The sequence below is a fragment of the Kamptonema sp. PCC 6506 genome, from assembly GCF_000180455.1.
GTDB classification, from domain to species: Bacteria; Cyanobacteriota; Cyanobacteriia; order Cyanobacteriales; family Microcoleaceae; genus Kamptonema; species Kamptonema formosum.
Genome location: NZ_CACA01000316.1, coordinates 40618 through 59202, shown reverse-complemented (window position 1 = coordinate 59202; position 18585 = coordinate 40618). Strand labels below are relative to the sequence as shown.

At 44.4% G+C, this 18585-nt stretch carries 21 protein-coding genes and 1 CRISPR repeat array (1 of these 22 only partly in view); of the genes, 11 read left to right on the top strand and 10 right to left on the bottom strand.

The window, feature by feature from the left end; all coding sequences use genetic code 11:
* Positions 1–114: a CRISPR direct-repeat array (repeat unit 37 nt; unit sequence GTTTCAATCCCTAATAGGGATTTGGTTTAATTGCGGC); it reaches 1555 nt to the left of the window's first position.
* Between the two features lie 311 nt (positions 115–425).
* The 3 genes from OSCI_RS20405 to OSCI_RS30240 form a co-directional block, all read right to left on the bottom strand.
* Positions 426–824, bottom strand: coding sequence for an alr0857 family protein (locus tag OSCI_RS20405; protein WP_007357022.1), 399 nt, complete (start codon positions 822–824; stop codon positions 426–428).
* Positions 825–856: 32 nt separating this feature from the next.
* The gene (locus OSCI_RS20400; protein ID WP_007357021.1) at positions 857–1375 is read right to left on the bottom strand and encodes an HNH endonuclease; all 519 of its coding nucleotides are present in this window, start codon (positions 1373–1375) and stop codon (positions 857–859) included.
* 155 nt (positions 1376–1530) lie between these two features.
* Complete coding sequence (locus OSCI_RS30240) at positions 1531–1758, bottom strand: hypothetical protein (RefSeq protein ID WP_007357020.1); 228 nt, start codon at positions 1756–1758, stop codon at positions 1531–1533.
* Positions 1759–1851: 93 nt separating this feature from the next.
* On the opposite strand from OSCI_RS30240, the gene OSCI_RS20395 reads away from it, so the two are divergent.
* The 4 genes from OSCI_RS20395 to OSCI_RS20380 all read left to right on the top strand — a co-directional run bounded on the left by OSCI_RS20395 (position 1852) and on the right by OSCI_RS20380 (position 3456).
* Positions 1852–2187, top strand: a complete 336-nt coding sequence (locus OSCI_RS20395) for a hypothetical protein (RefSeq protein WP_007357019.1) — start codon at positions 1852–1854, stop codon at positions 2185–2187.
* 242 nt (positions 2188–2429) lie between these two features.
* Positions 2430–2747 (top strand): hypothetical protein, encoded by a 318-nt coding sequence (locus tag OSCI_RS20390; RefSeq protein ID WP_007357018.1) that lies wholly within the window; start codon positions 2430–2432, stop codon positions 2745–2747.
* 26 nt (positions 2748–2773) lie between these two features.
* A complete protein-coding gene (locus OSCI_RS20385) occupies positions 2774–3091 on the top strand; it encodes a hypothetical protein (RefSeq protein ID WP_007357017.1) in 318 nt (105 codons plus the stop codon).
* Complete coding sequence (locus tag OSCI_RS20380) at positions 3088–3456, top strand: hypothetical protein (RefSeq protein WP_007357016.1); 369 nt, start codon at positions 3088–3090, stop codon at positions 3454–3456. Before OSCI_RS20385 ends, OSCI_RS20380 begins: the two co-directional genes overlap by 4 nt.
* A gap of 211 nt (positions 3457–3667) precedes the next feature.
* On the opposite strand, the gene OSCI_RS20375 is transcribed toward OSCI_RS20380, so the two are convergent.
* Both OSCI_RS20375 and OSCI_RS20370 read right to left on the bottom strand, forming a co-directional pair.
* Entirely contained in the window at positions 3668–5431 is a 1764-nt protein-coding gene (locus OSCI_RS20375) for an ABC-ATPase domain-containing protein (RefSeq protein WP_007357014.1), read from the bottom strand.
* 200 nt (positions 5432–5631) lie between these two features.
* Positions 5632–6150: a DUF1648 domain-containing protein gene (locus tag OSCI_RS20370; RefSeq protein WP_007357013.1), complete on the bottom strand. Its 519-nt coding sequence runs from the start codon at positions 6148–6150 to the stop codon at positions 5632–5634.
* A gap of 86 nt (positions 6151–6236) precedes the next feature.
* Between OSCI_RS20370 and def the strand changes: the two genes are divergently transcribed.
* The 4 genes from def (at position 6237) to OSCI_RS20350 (ending at position 9429) form a co-directional block, all read left to right on the top strand.
* Positions 6237–6797, top strand: a complete 561-nt coding sequence (def, locus tag OSCI_RS20365) for a peptide deformylase (protein WP_007357012.1) — start codon at positions 6237–6239, stop codon at positions 6795–6797.
* Positions 6797–7000 carry a hypothetical protein gene (locus OSCI_RS20360; RefSeq protein WP_267879545.1) on the top strand — a complete coding sequence of 68 codons (204 nt, stop codon included), beginning with the start codon at positions 6797–6799 and terminating at the stop codon, positions 6998–7000. Before def ends, OSCI_RS20360 begins: the two co-directional genes overlap by 1 nt.
* A gap of 183 nt (positions 7001–7183) precedes the next feature.
* Entirely contained in the window at positions 7184–8503 is a 1320-nt protein-coding gene (locus OSCI_RS20355) for a PrsW family glutamic-type intramembrane protease (RefSeq protein ID WP_007357010.1), read from the top strand.
* Positions 8504–8592: 89 nt separating this feature from the next.
* The gene (locus OSCI_RS20350; RefSeq protein ID WP_007357009.1) at positions 8593–9429 is read left to right on the top strand and encodes a Uma2 family endonuclease; all 837 of its coding nucleotides are present in this window, start codon (positions 8593–8595) and stop codon (positions 9427–9429) included.
* Positions 9430–9701: 272 nt separating this feature from the next.
* On the opposite strand, the gene OSCI_RS20345 is transcribed toward OSCI_RS20350, so the two are convergent.
* The 4 genes from OSCI_RS20345 to rseP form a co-directional block, all read right to left on the bottom strand.
* Positions 9702–10271, bottom strand: coding sequence for a hypothetical protein (locus OSCI_RS20345; protein WP_019487046.1), 570 nt, complete (start codon positions 10269–10271; stop codon positions 9702–9704).
* A 117-nt stretch (positions 10272–10388) separates the two neighbouring features.
* Positions 10389–12080, bottom strand: a complete 1692-nt coding sequence (locus OSCI_RS20340; protein ID WP_007357007.1) for a CHAT domain-containing protein — start codon at positions 12078–12080, stop codon at positions 10389–10391.
* Positions 12081–12387: 307 nt separating this feature from the next.
* Entirely contained in the window at positions 12388–13047 is a 660-nt protein-coding gene (gene nth, locus OSCI_RS20335) for an endonuclease III (RefSeq protein ID WP_007357006.1), read from the bottom strand.
* 59 nt (positions 13048–13106) lie between these two features.
* Complete coding sequence (gene rseP / locus OSCI_RS20330; RefSeq protein WP_007357005.1) at positions 13107–14468, bottom strand: RIP metalloprotease RseP; 1362 nt, start codon at positions 14466–14468, stop codon at positions 13107–13109.
* 175 nt (positions 14469–14643) lie between these two features.
* Between rseP and OSCI_RS20325 the strand changes: the two genes are divergently transcribed.
* On the top strand, positions 14644–15096 hold the full coding sequence (locus OSCI_RS20325) for a retroviral-like aspartic protease family protein (protein WP_007357004.1): 453 nt from the start codon (positions 14644–14646) through the stop codon (positions 15094–15096).
* Between the two features lie 152 nt (positions 15097–15248).
* On the opposite strand, the gene serS is transcribed toward OSCI_RS20325, so the two are convergent.
* Complete coding sequence (gene serS / locus OSCI_RS20320) at positions 15249–16523, bottom strand: serine--tRNA ligase (protein ID WP_007357003.1); 1275 nt, start codon at positions 16521–16523, stop codon at positions 15249–15251.
* A gap of 694 nt (positions 16524–17217) precedes the next feature.
* Between serS and OSCI_RS20315 the strand changes: the two genes are divergently transcribed.
* Both OSCI_RS20315 and OSCI_RS20310 read left to right on the top strand, forming a co-directional pair.
* Entirely contained in the window at positions 17218–17706 is a 489-nt protein-coding gene (locus tag OSCI_RS20315; protein ID WP_007357002.1) for a hypothetical protein, read from the top strand.
* Between the two features lie 246 nt (positions 17707–17952).
* Positions 17953–18213 (top strand): hypothetical protein, encoded by a 261-nt coding sequence (locus OSCI_RS20310; RefSeq protein WP_007357000.1) that lies wholly within the window; start codon positions 17953–17955, stop codon positions 18211–18213.
* Positions 18214–18585 lie beyond the last annotated feature (372 nt).

Below are 18585 nucleotides of genomic sequence, written 5' to 3'. Positions count from 1 at the left end.
GTTTCAATCCCTAATAGGGATTTGGTTTAATTGCGGCGCTTACTGGTGATGTGAATATCCCTAGCACATTTTGGAGAGTTTCAATCCCTAATAGGGATTTGGTTTAATTGCGGCCGCCTGGTTTTGAAACCCTTACTGTATTTAATTTTCAAGGTGCAGTTGCGGGAAACTAAACTTAAAGTACCATTCCAGACTTCAACTTGTCAAGAGGCAAAAATAAAATTCCCTTCAAATCCAATCCCTGCAAGGATTTCAGACATTGCGGGAATCGATTTTTCAAGCGATCGCCCTCAAACCCTTACCCATCAAACCATACAGCCGAAAAAATTTACACCCCAAATTTTACACCTACCGATTCCCGCAAAAACCCCCAATCAGCACCCATAACAGTAAAAGGGCGACTAACCAGCCGCCCGCATACGATATTAATCGCCAACTTCCTTAACCACAGAAGCACCAGCTTCGGCTTCGTGCCAAAGTTTCAGCAGCAAAAACTCGGCGCGATCGCTCAAAACAGTCATAAATATGCCATCAGCGCCCTCAGCATTCACCGACAGCCAAGTACCGCACAGATTCACCTCAACATACTCAGCATCAGCCACACAAAGAGCGATCGCATCACTCTCATCCCGCCGTACCTCCATCTCCAACAGAGACAAAGCCGACAAATTCGCGGGCAGCAAAAATGCCGCAGTGCTCGGCTCAACGCAGACACTTTGGCCAACTCGCATAGCCAAAATTACCCGCAGCGCCACCAACTGTTCAGGGGATTGAGCCAAACGCTCTAAGTTAAAGCCCGTTTCAGTATAAGTCAACTTCAGCATACTGACCGCCCAAAATTTTCCTTGTTAATTTGTTAACAGTTATCAATCTGATGTTCGTGCCAAAAAACTTCGGCAAAAGCAACAGCGGGGTGCATGGGAGCCTTCGGTTTAGTTCGCAAAGGCATACCTGCTTGTAAGGGAGTGCGATCGCCCTTAAGAGAATTGCACTTTTCGCAAGCAGTCACGATGTTGTCCCAAGTGTGGCCCCCCCCCTGAGCCCTTGGCATAACGTGATCCAGCGTCAAACGCTTATTGCTACCGCAGTATTGACAGGAGTGGCTATCACGTCGCAACACTTCCCGGCGATTGACCGGCGGTACCTTCCAAATCCGTTCATTGCTTGTAAAAGTCAAGCGAATTTGTTCCGGTACACAGATGGCAAAACTAGGCGATCGCACGATCCAACCATTACCCGTAGCAAAATCCAGAGGTTCAGCCTTACCAGCTACCAAAAGCGCGATCGCCCGCTTAATATTAATGCGGCTCATCGGCAAATAATTCCTCGAAAACACCACTACGGATTGCCTTAATACATCTGTCGCAAATGTCATGGCTCACTCCTCCTGTCAATATTTCAAATTTGTTTTGATTCCAATCCCCGATCGCAAATCCAAAATCTCAAATCATAAACCCCCACTTCTCTTATCAGAAGCGGGGGCTTAAAAAACTGCTACTAAGCACATTTTTTTCTCCTATATAAGTACAGCTATCTTGCTATACCTCCCGCTTGTCGAGCCCTATGCGTCCCTGCGACTGGCGAATCGCCACGCTCCAAATCTGTATTAATCTCTTCGGCCACTCCTAACTCACTATAACCTCCTCTAAACAGGCGTTTGCCTGCAAAACTCGCGTGCGAGACGCACCACGAGCCACCAGCACCACCGCTGAGGCGATTGGTGTTAGGTCGATAGGTTGAGGAAGTAGGTAGGTTCACAGGAAGGCAAAAAGTTAAAAGAGGGCTTTAAATCTGGCTGTAAACATACTACACTGATATTACAGATATGTCCACCCATTTGAGGAAAAAAATATGTACACCCTTCCTAGAACCTCTACCACCGAAATGGAAGTCACCAGCATCCGCCTAGAAAGAGAGCTCAAGGAGAGGCTAAAGGAGATTGCGGGCAATCAAGGCTATCAAGCATTGATTCGAGATCTCCTCTGGAATTTCGTACAACAAAAATCTGGAGATTTTCGACCCCAGTTTTCGCGATCGGATATTCGAGCCAGCTTTAATGCGACAGCAGAGCAGGAGCAGCGTTGCGTACTCACTGGAGAGATTATTCGACCGAATGAACCCATGTTATTAGGCCTGACGGCACACGGAGAAATGGTACCGCTGAGTATGGGAAGTTTGGCCGGCTAAGTTTTTGTATTCTTTTGTGTTCTCGTTCCTAGATTTCACTCTAGGAACGAGCCAGAATATTGATAGTAAACAAATGACAAATTTTATTATTGATTCCTAAGTCCTATTAGTCATTGCGAACGCAGTGAAGCAATCTCAAAAGCTCGTCAGAAAAACCCTAGTAGTAGAGTTAGTGTTTTTCGTCTAAATGAAACTGGAACCTGTGGTAAAATATGATTTAGTTAAACGGGTAAATCTAGATTATGACTCAAACATCTAATACTCGCCCTATACGTCGTGGTCGTATATTTCCAGAAATTCAGTGGCCGCCAGAAAAAATTGCTCAACGTAAAGCTGAAAGAGAAGTCCTCTATCGGCAGCATCGTGAAATTCTTGACCGAGTTAAGCCGGGATTGATAGCTGACCATTACAACTGGTTTATTATTATTGAGGGAAACAGCGGCGACTATTTCATCGACCCAGATGAAGAGGTAGCAATCCAAAAAGCTCGTCAAAAGTACCCCACTGGCTGGCTTGGTATTTTTCGTCTAAATGAAACTGGAACCTGTGGTAAAATATGATTTAGTTAAACGGGTAAATCTAGATTATGACTCAAACATCTAATACTCGCCCTATACGTCGCGGTCGCATATTTCCAGAAATTCAGTGGTCGCCAGAAAAAATTGCTCAACGTAAAGCTGAAAGAGAAGTAATCGATCGGCAATATCGTGAAATTTTTGACCGAGTTAAGCCGGGATTGATAGCTGACCATTACAACTGGTTTATTATTATTGAGGGAAACAGTGGTGACTATTTCATCGACCCAGATGAAGAGGTAGCAATCCAAAAAGCTCGTCAAAAATACCCCACTGGCTGGCTTGGCATTCTTCGTCTAAATGAAACTGGAGCCTGTGGTAAAATATGATTTCAGGTAAGTTTGGGGAGATTGGAGAGCTATTTTTTGAAATAAATTTGATTGCTGCTGATGGAGAAGGATTCCAAGTTGATGCGCTACTAGATACAGGCTTCACGAGTGGCTGGTTAGCGATTAATCTCCAAGACGTAGAAGCATTGGCTTGGCCTATTCTTGAAGCTAGGCGAATTATGGAAACGGCGAGAGGAGAGCAATTTTTCGATATTTATGTGGGTACTGTCATATTTGACGGACAAGAGTTTACAATTCCTGTTCACGTTGGGGACGAATTGCCGGAGATTTTGATGGGTTTGCAATGGCTTCAAACTATGCGGTTAGAGGTAGATTTTCCCTCCCAATTACTGACGCTAGGTTAATTAACTCAGGACTTACACACCCAACCAAAGAAACCGGGTTTTTAGACGAAAATACTTCGTTTTTACCCACATATACTCTCAAAAACCCGGTTTCTGGGACTCTATGCGTAAGTCCTGTAACTATTAACTGTAAATACCTTTAGTCCGCGTAGGCGGACTTAGTTTGTGTAGTAGCGGTTTCAACCGCCGCATTATAAATGAGGTACCTATTTTACCCCGTTCGAGCAACAACTGATAAACTCCGAAGTCGATTAATTGCTGCTGCTAATTCATGCCGCCGAAACATGGCAAAATCTCCTTGGGGGAAAGGTGATAAAATGTCCATACCCTGAGATTGAATATCGGTCATGACGCGATCGAGTATTTCTGATAAAGTCCGCTTTCCATCCATATATTCCTGCTTAGCATAAACCATCGCCGCTGCGATCGCTCTCAATTGTCCGCTATCGACGATTTGTTCAACAGCAGCTAAATCAATATCCTCAGTTCCAAAAGCCACCTCATCCACATCCCGAACCTTAACTCGCACGTCTCGCCTACCGCGACTAGGATCGAGACTAGCGGGAATTGGTACTCGCTGAGTAATTTTGCCAAAATGTGCGCCACCTTCAGCGGTGCGACTTGTGGAGTAAGCGATCGCGATTTCCTTGGCCTTTTCTGTAACATTATAGGCTTGAAAGTTATCCATCGCGATCGCAGTATCCGCCACATCGAAATAATCGCCACTTCCCCCCATCACTAAGATTGTGGAAACCGCATAATCCTGGTATAATTGCTTGACTTTATCGATAAATGGTGTAATCGGTTCCTTGTCTTTGGCGATTAGTTCCTGCATTCTGCGATCGCGAATCATAAAGTTAGTCGCCGCTGTATCTTCATCTACCAATAAAACTGGCACTGATGCGAGACTCGCTACTAAGTTTTCCTCTGGCTTTTTCCTAACAATTCCCGCCTCCAAAGCTTCGATAATATTAGCAGCTTGTGAGGTACTACCGCTAGCATTTTCTGTAGAAAATTGAGTAGTAGATCGACCTTGGGGTAACTGGTTAATAAAAGGCGAAATATCGACACCGATTACACTTCTACCATCTTCAGCTCTAATTTTCACCGCCGCCGGATTGGTAACGACAAATTCGCGTCCATCTCCAGGGATATGATTGTAAACACCTAACTCAATGGCCTGCAGTAAAGTAGATTTGCCGTGATAGCCACCGCCGACAATTAAAGTTACACCAGCAGGGATACCCATGCCTGTAATTTTACCACGATTTGGACAATTAAACTCAACTGCTAAGGAGGGGGGCGACTTAAAAGCGATAGCATTATCTAATAGAGGACGGTCATCAACACCAGTGCGACGAGGCAAAATTGCACCATCAGCAACAAAAGCAACTAATCCTTTTTCAGGTAATTGTTGACGCAGCCATTCAGCATCTTCTACAGTTTCAACGTGACGAAGACATTCAGCGGGATTCAGAGCCGAATATTTGAGAGATTTGCTAACAATGTAGGGGATATCTTCACAGATCATTTCAGCAGCTTGACGACCTAAAATGCTCCTGCCTCCGGCTGGTAATCCGACAACAAAGCGCAATTCTACTATTTGATTGTCAATAAAAACTGAAGTTCTTTCTAAAACTTCTTGTCCAAATTTAGTAATAGCAATTAATCCGCTTTTGCCAGTACCGCGACGACCGCTAACAGTACCAGCAATCTTATCAAATTGGCGGGTTAAATAATCTCTAAATGCGATTTCTCTGCTGGGTGTAATGTAGAGTTCGGGAGGGAATTTAGCAATGTTTTGGGGTATTTGAACTCGAAATTTACTGGGAGATGCGAAGGGGTCGCCTTGAACGTAGTCAATAATTAGAGTAAAGTCAGAAAAATCATAGTTACCTTGAATGTCTTTATAGGCTTTGTAACTACGATTATCAAGTTGTAATAAATACCGCTTTAGGTCGTCTTTGTTTTTCATTTTTTTTGTTATTAATTATTGGTTGTTAGAGCCATATCTTGGCAGTTAAGACGTTCTGAGTTCTACCAAACTCGCTGATTCTATTCCCTTTTTTCCCTTCCTTCCCTTCCTTCCTTTCTCCCGTTTTTTCCCTTCTTCCCCTTCTTTCCCTAGCCCCTAGCCCCTAGCCCCTTATTACCCTAGCCCCTAGCCCCTAGCCCCTAGCCCCTAGTCATGGCTAAAGCCTTACGAAAATATACTGCAACTGTTCCCAAAATAACTATTATCGTCGCTAACACGAATCCCACACTCACGGTTTCCTCTTTACCTAAACTAACTTGAATTTGCTGCCACAAAATCCACATCAATAGCCAGATCATTTCTATTTTCAACCACCCCAAAAGCAATCGCGCTAAGTGATATTGCACCCGCGCATTCTCCTCCGTAATTGCCACAGGATAATTGAAAGTATGGGGATAATTTGCCATCACTGCCCACATCACATCAAAAACAACAGCTACAGCGGGTAAAATCCAGATCGCTGCTTTGTTGCCCCAAGCATCAGGCTGCCCAGAAAAGCCAAAATGTACGGGAATGCGATCGCCTAACCCATCCCAAGACTGAAAAATAATCCAGCAACCCCATAGAATACCCGCAACCGCCACCACCTCAAGGCCTAATTCCAGAGGCGATCGCGGAATGCTGAGAACAGGTTGGGAGTTTCGAGAGCGCTTAGTCATAAGTCGTCAGATATCCATTAAGATCCATTAAGATTGAAGATCAGGCTATTGTTTAAAATTTAACCCTAATTGCGAGAGAAGATGCGATGACTTCCGAGGTTTTAGTTGAAAAGAAAAAGTTAGAAAAGCCGCCTCTAACAATACATACCTTGGGCGATCGCGCCCTGCGGCAGCCAGCAAAGCGGGTTGCTAGCGTTGATGCAGAAATTCGGCAGCTAGTCCGCGAAATGCTGCAAACTATGTACAGCGCCGAAGGGATCGGTTTAGCCGCCCCCCAAGTCGCAGTCCAAAAACAAGTAATTGTCGTTGACTGCGAACCCGACAACGCTGCTAACCCACCCTTAGTATTGATCAACCCCAGCATCAAGAAATATAGCGGCGAAGTCTGCGTTTTCCAAGAAGGGTGTCTCAGCATTCCCGGCGTGTACCTAGAAGTCAAACGCCCAGAAGCCATAGAAGTATTCTACCGGGACGAATACGGCAGACCTCAAACATTGAAAGCTACAGAACTATTATCCCGCGCCATTCAACACGAAATGGATCATCTTAACGGCGTGTTATTTGTCGATCGCGTCGAAAATAAACTCGCACTTACCGATGAATTAGTCAAGCACAAGTTTTCACCAAAGGCGGTTAAATCTATATGATGGCAGGAACACCCAAAAGTTCTTTGTTGTTGGCTGGTTCCTGTATAACTGCGATCGCCGCTGTCGGCTCAATTTTTGAGTTATCTTCAGGAACTCCCCAACTTGGTAGTTTAGTAACTGGCATTATCTTAGCTCTCAGCATACCACTGACAGGGTTGTTATTTTATGCAGCCGTTCAGGATGCTAACAACTCAAATCAGTAGAAATAGTTAACTGTTAACAGTTAACTGTTAACAGTTAACTATTACTTAGCGAAAATAAATCAAATAATAATGTCCCTTTCTCAAACTTGTAGTAGCGACTTCAGTCGCTTTTTCCTTCCAGCTTGTAGTAGCGACTTTAGTCGCTTTCCCCTTCAATTAAGCGACTAAAGTCGCTACTACGTTATGAGTATTCTATTACAATCACCCACTAAAGGTAGTGCTAATCCCCAATGGCAAAAACATCAGCTTTCTGAAACTCAGGAAGTTGCGATCGGACGAGAACCTAACTGTCAAATCGCCTTAGATTCAAATATTTATGGTATGGTTTCCCGCCGCCACGCAATAGTCCGCCCCTTGGCTAACAGTAGTTTTCCCCGATGGGAAGTTTGCGATCTTAATAGTGCTAATGGCACTTATGTAAATGGTAGAAAATTGCAAGGGTGTAGAATTTTAGAACTAGGCGATACTATTACCCTTGGTGAAGATGGCCCTGAATTTATCTTTGAATCTCCTCCAGTACCCCCAGAAAAGCAGGTAGTAGCAGCATCAGGAACTACCAGCCTTTCCCCTGTTCCCGAAAAAGATTATATCACATTAACCCAACTATTTCCTATTGCCTCAACGGGAAAACATTTAACTCAAAAAGCTTATTTATATCCCGGTGCTGCCACGGTAGTTTTTGTAGTCTTAATGTTTGGGGCCGTCGGTAATTCAGCCGCATTTAACCTGCTACTAGCTGCTTATCTTGCCAGTGCAGCTTACTACTTTGTATATCAACTCTGCGGTAAACGTAAACCTTGGTGGGTGTTATTTGGTTCGGCCTTAGCTACAGTCCTGATTTTGGTAAGTCCTCTACTAATAGGTTTCTTAGTAGTATTCCGTGCCATATTACCTGGTCAATTGCCAATCGAGGGCGAAGAAATAGGATTTTTTAGCCTCCTAATCCGAATGTTTTTCGGGGCAGGATTGATGGAAGAATTGCTGAAAGCTCTGCCAGTATTGGGAGTATTGCTGTTAGGAAATTGTCTGCGATCGCCTTGGCGAGAACGAATAGGTATCTGGGAACCTTTAGACGGAATTTTATTGGGATCTGCCTCAGCAGTGGGATTTACCCTACTAGAAACACTGGGGCAATACGTTCCTAATATTATTCAAAACGCTACCCTGCAAGGGGGAGCAGATGCAGGTCAATTAGTAGGTTTACAATTGCTAATTCCCCGGATTTTAGGCTCCGTAGCCGGACACATGGCCTACAGCGGCTATCTAGGATATTTTATCGGATTGAGCGTTTTAAAACCTAGAAAGCGCTGGCAAATTTTAGGTGTTGGCTACTTCAGTGCGTCAGCACTTCACGCTTTATGGAATGCTTCAGGAACAGTAAGCGTGTTATTATTGGCATTAGTAGGTGTTGTTTCTTATATGTTTTTAGCCGCAGCAATTTTGAAAGCACGAGCGCTTTCTCCCAACCGCGATCAAAACTTTGCAACTCGGCTTGCTAAATAGGAGAAAATAAGGGAGAATGGGATAATAAGTAAATCCACTTAATTAAACAAATGAAAAATAACCAATGAAAAAATAACGAGGAATAAACCATGACTGTCACACCAACGAAACCAGCATCAAAAACCGAGTACATTATTACTTGGGAAAAATTACCCCCAGATTTTCCCTTACCAGACGATCCTGTGGACAACATTATTCAGCCAGAATTAGCAATTGCATTAAAAGAAAGCTTAGGAGTAGCAGGACTTATTACTGAGTCAATGTTGATTGCTACTAACTTCGGCATTTGTGCTACTGTCAATGGTAAAACCGTAGTAAAGGCCCCTGATTGGGTTTACGTTCCCAATGTTCCACCCCTAACTTCTGGAAAAATTCGCAGAAGTTATACACCTAATGCTGAGGGACAAAAGGTCGCAATTGTGATGGAATTTCTATCACATACTGATGGGGGTGAATATTCGGTAAAACGCACTTATCCCTATGGTAAGTGGTGGTTCTACGAACGAATTTTAGAAGTCCCAGTTTATGTAATTTTCGATCCAGAAACAGGAGATTTAGAAGTTTATCATTTAACTTCAGGAATCTACGAACAGCAAAATCCTAATGAGGAAAATCGTTATTGGTTTGCTGATTTGGGATTATTTCTGGGAGTTTGGCAAGGAACAAGATTCGATCTTAACGCCTTTTGGCTTCGCTGGTGGGATGGTGAAGGAAATATGTTACTTTGGTCAATGGAGAAAGATTTGTTAACCAAAGAACAGTTGCAAGCGGCTCAACAACAAGCAGAGGCGGCCCAACAGCAAGCAGAGGCGGCCCAACAACAAGCAGAGGCGGCCCAACAACAAGCAGAAATAGAGCGTAATAGAGCAGAAATATTAGCTCAACAACTGCGTTCTCTGGGTGTCGATCCTGACAGTTTAGTTTAAGGTAAAATAGGTAAGGGATAATTAGCTAAGTTGCGATTTATCCCTTACCTATTATAAGTAGTCAGACATAATTAAACGTAGGGTGGGCGCTCGCCGCAAAAAACCTGTAACTCATAGAAGAAGATGGTTTCGGCGAGCGCCCACCTGTGCATTTTATAGCGTTTATTTATGTCCACCTACTTAGCAACCGCCAAGGTGGTTAAGACATTCTAGTTTTATTCCACCCTTAATTCTATCCCTTCTTCCCTAGCCCCTAGTCCCTAGCTATACCATCAAGAATCACTGCTAATTGAGATAGCATAACGGGCAATAGCTAAACTCATCCTAGCTTGTTCAATCTCGGATAACTCTTCCCAAGACTTCAGCAGAGGAAGATCAGACTCCTGTTCAGCATTTCGCATTGCATAGGCCAAAGGGCGGGCTAACACCTGTAAATCTTCCTCTGGCCACTGAGGTAAAATCTCTAAGGTACACTGAACCATTTGCTCAGCCAAAGATTGATAGTTAACTATTACCTTTTGAACGCTTTCAGCAATTCTATTGAGTAAATCTTTAGGTACTAGAGCAAATTTATCAAACAAAGACTTTTGCAGTTCTCTTGCTGACCAAATTCGATCTAATTGGGCAAATAATATTTGAGAATTCTCGGTTAAGTCGGCATCGGAAAGCAAATCTGAAACTGAAAATTCCTTTTCTAAATCTGTAAAATAAGCTTCAGCATCAGACTGGGCTGGGTTCCAAGGGTAAGGAATATCAGTCTGGACAATTACTTCTAATAATTCTAACTCAGCCTGAGTTTGCGACTCTTGAAAATATTGAGAGTTAGTAGTTTGCTCTGCCATCATGCAATTCCAAAATCGGTTAGGGGATATGAAAAAGAGGTAACTGGTAATTGTAGAGCATGGAGTGCTAATTTATCCGGTCTAATCACCTATTACCTGCTTAACTACAGCACCACTTTAGCTGGTTCCGCAATCAACTCCAGTATGAGGAGAAGTTTTTGTGAATTCGATGATAAATTCTAGACTCTGACCTTGAGAACTGCCAAATTTTATCTGTATTCCTGACTGTAAAGCAACTTCTTGGTGATGAACTCTCTGCCAGCCATCGGGGCCCAAAATCAGCGTACCGTAGCGGGAGAAATCTCGGAGAAAGTATGTCTGTTCAGTCTTGCCGGTGTTAACGCTGTTGCGGCAAAAAATCTCAGCGTGTTTTTGGGAAACCCAGGATTCGGGAATGGCTACGTCGTTTTCTTCCCCGCGCCCAACTCGCACGATTCCGGCCCCAATTGGCCAAATGCGGGTAGTTTCTGTGGGCGATCGCAAATAAGCAATCGGTAGCGATCGCCCCATCCAAGTTGGTGAATTTGCGGGTAATTCAGTTCTAATTTCTAAAATAGAGGTCAGCAGTTGCCCATCAAACTCTGGGTGCATATACAATACAGGTAATGTCCAAGCCGGTTGATTGAATTTGTAAAGCGTCAAAAGTTGCTGTCTAGCAACTGCAACCGCTTGATCTACGGGCATTCGCGCGGCCATTGCTTGGGCAAAAGCTTGGATAAAACTGAGGGCTTCTCTGTCTGCGATCGCATCCCGCATCCCCAATACCGCCGGTACGCCGTGATGGATCAACACCTCCGCCAAACTGCTACGGGATAACGCTTGGTGACTGGAATTTGTCAACACTTCCATAGCGGGTTGCGCCCCCCAACAAGCATTAAACACCGCCAAATTTACCCGACAGCGCACCAAAACTTGAGCTAATTCCGTACCATTGAGGGTAGTATCGGGCCCTAAAAATAGTAACCCTCCATCTGGGCCTGGCATCCCGTGACCCGCGTAAAATAAAATATTGTAAGGCCCCTGTCCCAGTGTCGTCCCCGCTTCTAAGCGATCGATCAATTCCGCCGCCGTCGGTTGGATCAGAGTTTCCACACAAGTAGGCGCGATCGCCTCTGGATAATTGCCATTCGCCTCAGTTTTACTAGAAATCTCCAAAACATTCGCTAACGCCGCCGCCTCTGCTTCCAATTCCAAACTCGTTAGCGGCGAATTTCCTCCTCCTGTTCCCAAAACCAACAAAATATTTAAAGATTGGCCCAAACGTAGCACCGGCAAAGGTTCCACATCGCTAGTCGTGCGACTAAATAGCAATTGCTGACCCAGAGAAATCGCCGGTTGACCCGCCTGTGGCTGCATAATTTCCCAAGGTAAAGCAATGAGATCGGGTTCCCGAAGGTCAAGGCGCACTCGCAGGGGTAGATTTTGCCCGATCGCAATCCCTTTACTTTCGTGGAGGCTACCTTGAATTGGCCCGGCGATCAGCCATTGCCACAGACTCATCCCCAATTGCTGCATCAGGCGGCTGCTATAGCTGAGGGTTTTGCTGCCATTGGAGACATCGCTACTAGAAGTCAGCGCTAATGCTAGCTGGGGTGCCGGCACGGGGGCGATCTGGGGCAAACTGTGGGGCGAAAACATCTCCTGCCAAGCTTGCCACGCCTGAGACAGAGTTTCTGGCCAAATGCAGTCGTGGTGGACGTATCCGCCGGGATAAGGGGATTGTAGAACCCAAGCGGCAAAATGGTTTTCCGCAGGGGTTTTCAGGCGTGCGATCGCAATACTCAGGCAAGGAATTTCAGGGCGCGGCATTCATTACAACATTACCGACTTTGGATGTATAGCTAGGGGCTAGGGGCTAGGATGCTCAGGACTAGGGAAAAAGAGAATAGAATTAAGGGTTTGAGGAAACTAGAATGTCCTAACCACCTTGGCGGTTGCTGTAAATTGTAGCAACTTTTGCTTCACATCGCTAGATGATAAGTAGAAGGAAGAAAAATTTAGTTATCTAGGAGAGAAGGAAGAATGTTTATACAGTCAGCTTTTTAGCCATCCTTATCTTATGTTTAATTACGTGGATTTAGTTGTTTATTTACGCCCCTGAATGGCAATAAATTCGTTATTCTGCAAGTCCTGTAACTGTAGCAGAGGGACACAAATCTGCAAGTTCGCACACCCCACAAGCTGGATTTCTAGCATTGCAAATGGCTCTACCATGATAAACTAGGCGAATTGACCAGTTTTCCCAATCTGGTTGAGGTAGTAGTTTCATCAAATCTCGCTCAATCCGAATTGGGTCTGCGTGTTCTGTTAAACCTAAGCGGTTGCTGAGGCGTTTGACGTGAGTATCGACTGTTACGCCCATATTAATGCCGTAAGCGTGGGCGAGAACAACGTTAGCTGTTTTGCGGGCAACTCCGGGTAATTCTAACAGTAATTCCATCCGTTTTGGGACTTCCCCGTTGAATTTCTCTACGATTAGATGACAGGCGGCTTTGATGTTTTTGGCTTTGTTGCGGTAGAAGCCGGTGGAACGCACGAGGTTTTCTAGTTCTTCTATGTCTGCGATCGCCATCGCCGCAGTATCGGGGAAGCGTTGAAATAAGGCTGGCGTGACTTTATTTACTCGCTCGTCAGTACACTGAGCTGAGAGTATTGTAGCCACAAGCAACTGCACTGGGGTTTCATAGTTGAGGGTGCAGGGAGCATCGGGATAAAGGCGTTTAAGTCGGATCAGAATTTCGAGCGATCGCTGCCGCAGACTCAATTTTTTGCTCATTGCTAATTGTTAATGGTTAACTGTTAACGGTTAACAGTTAACCGTTAACAGTTAACTAATTATTGTTGTAGAAGTTTCTTCATCCATTCTACGCCAGCCAAGTTAGCTGTATCGCGAAGAATCAAGAAAATTCCCAAACCTAGCAACAGGATTAAACCTGTCTGCATAACGCCATCTTGAATTTTTGCAGGTAAGGGTTTCCCGCGTAGTCCTTCTATTAATAAAAAGGCTAGCTGACCGCCATCGAGGGCGGGTAAAGGCAAGATGTTGATAATAGCAAGGTTGATGCTAATTAGGGCGGCGAACTGAAACAGATTTCCTGCATCCGATCGCGCGATATCTGCACCGATAGCAACAATAGCGACTGGCCCGGAAAGTTGGTCAGCAGTTTGGCTGAAATTGCTAATTAGTTTGATGAAACCTTGAACTGTCAGAGTGACAATTCGCTGAAATTCAGTGGCTCCAGTGTTCAATGCTTCGATAATATTGCTAGCTCTGCGCCTGACAATATTGGCATCTAATTTGAGAGCAATCAGTTCTTGGCTTTGGTCTGGTTGGGGTTTTACCTGAATATCCAATTTTTCACCATCGCGCTGAATTAGCATTTTAATGCTTTCATTGGGATGGCTTTGAACGACTGCCATTAAAGCTTTTATGGGTGACGTTTTAGTTCCCAATTCCTGACCGTTTACTGCGAGGATAACATCTCCGGGTTTGATACCTGCGGATGCTGCTAAACTCAATTCTGGCAAAGGTTCGATCGCAACTCCCGGTTTGTCGCCGTTGGGAGCTAGTTGAACGCCGATGCGACCCTTAGCGTCGGGGCCGGCTTCTGGTTTAAGTGCGATCGCCAGTTTTTCATTCCCTCGCTGAATTAAAAATTTAATACTTTGGTTGGGATGGCTTTGAATGATGTCTTTTAAGGACTGGACAGCGGGCACGTCAGTCGCTAATTGCTCCTCATTGACTGCTAAAACAATGTCTCCCGACTTAATGCCTGCCTGTGAAGCGAGGCTCAATTGGGAACTGACTTGGGAAATGGCAACTCCCGGCTGCAATTCCTGTATACCTACGGTGGCAAATTGTGTCACTAACAGGAAGTAGGCAAAGATCAGGTTAGCGATCACGCCGGCACTGATAACGATCGCGCGATCGAGTACGGGGCGATTTCGGAGTAAATTGGGGTCATCTAGGGGAATGTTACTTTCGGGGTCTTCGTCAGGGAAACCCACGTAACCGCCCAAAGGGATGCCTCTGAGAGCATATTCGGTCTCTGGCCCTTGGTATTTCCAGAGCACGGGGCCAAAGCCGATGGAGAAGCGGTTGACGTGGATGTTCTGAAATCTCGCGGCCAGGAAGTGGCCGAGCTCGTGTACGACGATGAGGAGAGCTAGAACTGCGATCGCGGCCAATACTGACATGAATGATTACTGTGAAACTTTGCTGAACTGTTCTTATTTTAATATCTGTGGGGAGCGATCGGCAATTTGCAGCCAGAATCAATTAACAGAGGGATATTACCTATTGAATAGGTACTCTGAAGCCGATAGTACATATACAAAAATATGTAATATAAAAAGATAGGAGGGAAAAACTATGGTAAATCTCAGCAATTCGACCAGGAATAACAATCAAAATATGGGTGCAGTTCGAGTCAAAGTTAAATTAACTAATGCAATTGATGAAGCTTTAGTCCATCGAGGACTGCTTAATCCCAATTTGTTGCGTGTCTATGAAGCAGAAGCACTCATAGATACAGGTGCAGTACGGACTGCCATACCTGCGGAGATAGTAGAATTTCTGGGTTTAAGAATTCGGACTCATGAAATAGCTCAATATGCTGATGGTAGAGAAGAATCAGTAGGATTGACGGAACCTGTAATCCTCGAAATAGAAGGTCGCGAAACCACAGAAGCTACTCTCGTATTAGGCAATACTGTGCTGATTGGTCAGACAGCATTGGAGACGTTAGATTTATTAGTAGACTGCAAGAATCAGCGTTTAGTCCCCAATCCTGAACATCCTAATTATCCAGTATTCAGAATTTAGTAAACCTCATTAGTCCGCGTAGGCGGACTTTGTTTGTGTAGCCGCGATTTCAATCGCCGGGATATTTTTTACAATGTAGGCGGACTTTGTTTGTGTGCCCGCGTTGCTGCGCGATTTCAATCGCCGGGATATTTTTGCGGGATATTTTTGCTTTACAATACTTCGCGTCCCATATAAACTTGCAGCGCTTCTGGTATTTTCACAGTCCCATCAGGTTGCTGATAATTCTCCAAAATTGCGGCCATCGTGCGGCCAACTGCTAAACCAGAACCGTTCAAAGCATGAACGAATTGAGTACCTTTCTTACCCGCTTCTTTAAAGCGAATATTCGCCCGCCGCGCCTGAAAATCACCGACATTAGAACAGCTAGAAATCTCGCGGTATTTACCAGCCGAAGGCAGCCATACTTCTAAATCATAAGTTTTAGCTGCACTAAATCCGATGTCACCCGTACACAATTCTATCACTCGATAGGGTAATTTTAATGCTTGCAAAACTCCTTCAGCATCCTGCACTAATTTCTGATGTTCTGCTGCTGATGTACTGGGATGTACGAGTTTTACCAATTCTACTTTATTAAATTGGTGCAGTCGAATTAATCCCCTTGTATCTTTGCCATAACTGCCAGCTTCCCGGCGAAAACAAGGCGTATAAGAACAGTGATAAATCGGTAATTGTTCTGCGGCTAAAATTTCATCGCGGTAAAGGTTGACAACTGGCACTTCTGAGGTAGGAATCAGCCATAAATCATCTTGGTCGCACTTGAAGCTTTCCTCAGCAAATTTGGGTAATTGACCTGTAGCAGTGAGGGAGGCGCTGTTAACTAAAAATGGGGGAATTACTTCCACATAACCTGCTGTTGTATGGCGGTCGAGCATCAATTGAATAATCGCTCTTTCTAAGGCTGCACCTGCTCCTATTAAGGTAACAAAGCGCGGTTGAGCAACTTTAACTGCGCGGATAAAGTTAATAATTCCTAGTTTTTCGCCGATTTCAAAGTGTGGTAAAATATCAGTAGTTTGGGGGATATATTCGTCTCCCCAGCGTCGCACTTCGACGTTTTCTTCTTCACTTTTGCCGATGGGTGTGGAGTCGCTGGGTAAGTTGGGAAGAGGCAATAATAAGGCTTCGATTTGAGCTTTCAAGTCCTTTTCTTGGGGTTCCAATTCGCTTAATTCAGCTTTAATTTGGTTCCCTTCTGCTTTTAAGGCTTCAATTTCTGCGCCTTTGGGGTCTGATTTAATCTTTTGACCGACGAGTTTGCCGATTTCGTTGCTGCGGGCCTGGAGTTGCGATCGCTTCCCTTCTAAATCCCGCTGCTGTCGATCTAATTGTAAAATGGGCTCGATGTCATAGTCCCCACCTCGGCGGTTGAGGCTTTCCTGTACAGCTTGTGGGTTTTCGCGGATGAGTTTAAGATCTAGCACAGGTCGATTTTAAGGTTGAGATTTTTAAGGGTACAGCTTTTGGACAGCTCGAACCCCTAATTTTACCCCGCGATCGCTCCCCCTTGATGCAGGATAGGCACAAAGCTGGTGCTTATATAAGCTTTATCAATGATTTGTTAGTGATAAATAACTTATTGTCATCTATTTTTCTTACTTTTTGATGTTGTAGTGAGGGGTAAGACCCTTCAGGGGTGTTATACTGTGAAACATAGTAGATGCACCCTGATAATTTTTCTACCCTCAGTCACTTGTGACCGAGGGCTTTTTATTGGTAATTTTCCCCAGGAGAGGGAGACGGGGGCAGGGCTGTTTCATTTTCAAAGTTTAGCTCTGCTAAAATTCTGAATTAAAACATTAATATTTTCCCAGGAAAACGCCAGATTTATCCTCTCAATGTTATTGAGAGTTGAAGTAACTATTGATTACCGCTTCTTTCCATTTTTAATTTATTAACATCAATCTATTTGTATATGCCATAAGTATAGCAACCGCCACAACGGTCTTGACATTCTCAATCCCCCAAACCATTTCTAGTATTGCATTTTCCTCCTGCCTCCTAGCTTCTGCCTCCTGTCTCCTGCTCTATGAAAGAAAAAATGTTTTTATATCTAAATACTGACGTATTTATTTACAGAACATATCAAGATTGAAAGAAACAAAGAAGAGGTGCGTGATGGATAAAATCAATCGATATCGAAGAAAATCCTACTGGATATCTCTGCTGCTAACAGTGCTGCTAACATTTCCCTTAATGACAGCCTGCGGCTCAAAACAAGCTTCAGTACCGCCGCCAGTTGACGATACTCGTGCTGGACAGACAGTCTCAGCTCCCAACCGTTCCCCGGAAGTGAAAAAGGGATTGTCAAATACTCAGAAAGTAGCAATTTTAGCCGGAGCAGCGGCACTTTACTATATCTACAACCAGCATAAAAACAAACAAGAACAGGGGCCACAAGGGCAATACTACCTTTCCAAAAATGGTCGCGTTTACTATCGGGATGCCGAACACCGCGCTCACTGGGTAACACCGCCTCCCGAAGGAATTAAAGTTCCAGAGTCCGAAGCACAGAAATATCGCGAATTCCAGGGTTACAACAATAGTCCCACCGGCAGAGACCTCACTAGCGTTGCAGAAGCCAGAACCGCAGCGCCGGTACAGTAAATGCTAATTCTAGAAGAGTCAGGACTTAGGAATTAAAAGCTGAAACTCTTATCCTTCCTAACCTCATTAAAAAGGGGGAGAGACAATAAGCTCTTTTTTAAGAAGACTTGGGTGAATATTTGGGTAATTGGTAAGAGTTTCAGATGCAATTGTGCCACCAATTAAGCACAAAGATAACAACAGCATGGAATCGGCAAATATTTTTGATACAGCCGTTTCTTCAGCTATAAAAAAAGGAGATCGATCGTGTTCGACGGGTTATTAAGACAGTTGAAAGAGGCAATCTTGGGGCCTAGCAGCGGGCGAATAGATCCTAACGGCAACTATGACGATCGCAACGTCCGCCCTGCTAGTGAAGATCCCTACGGCGATCCCGCCGATTATCCACAATACGACAACGTTCGCCCAGCCAGCGAAGATCCCTATGGCGATCCCGCCGATTATCCACAATTCGGCAATGTTCGCCCAGCCAGCGAAGATCCCTACGGCGATCCTGCGGATCGGTAATGGTTTGGAGCAAGTAAAACAGTTCTAGTAAAGAAACATCTCCGAAAATCCATAAAGAAGACGTGAGGTGGTTGTGGCTGTTTGACTCTGAGTTTCAAACAGCCATAAACAAAACCAGGACTTACACACCCAACTAAAGAAACCGGTTTTTTTTACCAAAAGACTTCGTTGTTAAGTAGGTGGACATAAATAAACGCTATAAATTGTAAGGTGGGCGCTCGCCGCGACCATCTTCTTCTATGAGTTACAGGTTTTTTGCGGCGAGCGCCCACCCTACGTTAACTAGCTTATTTAATCCACTTTATAATTCATTTTTTTGATTGTTTGATTTTACATTAACTGATTAACCGAGCAGAGTAATTGCTGGGCAAT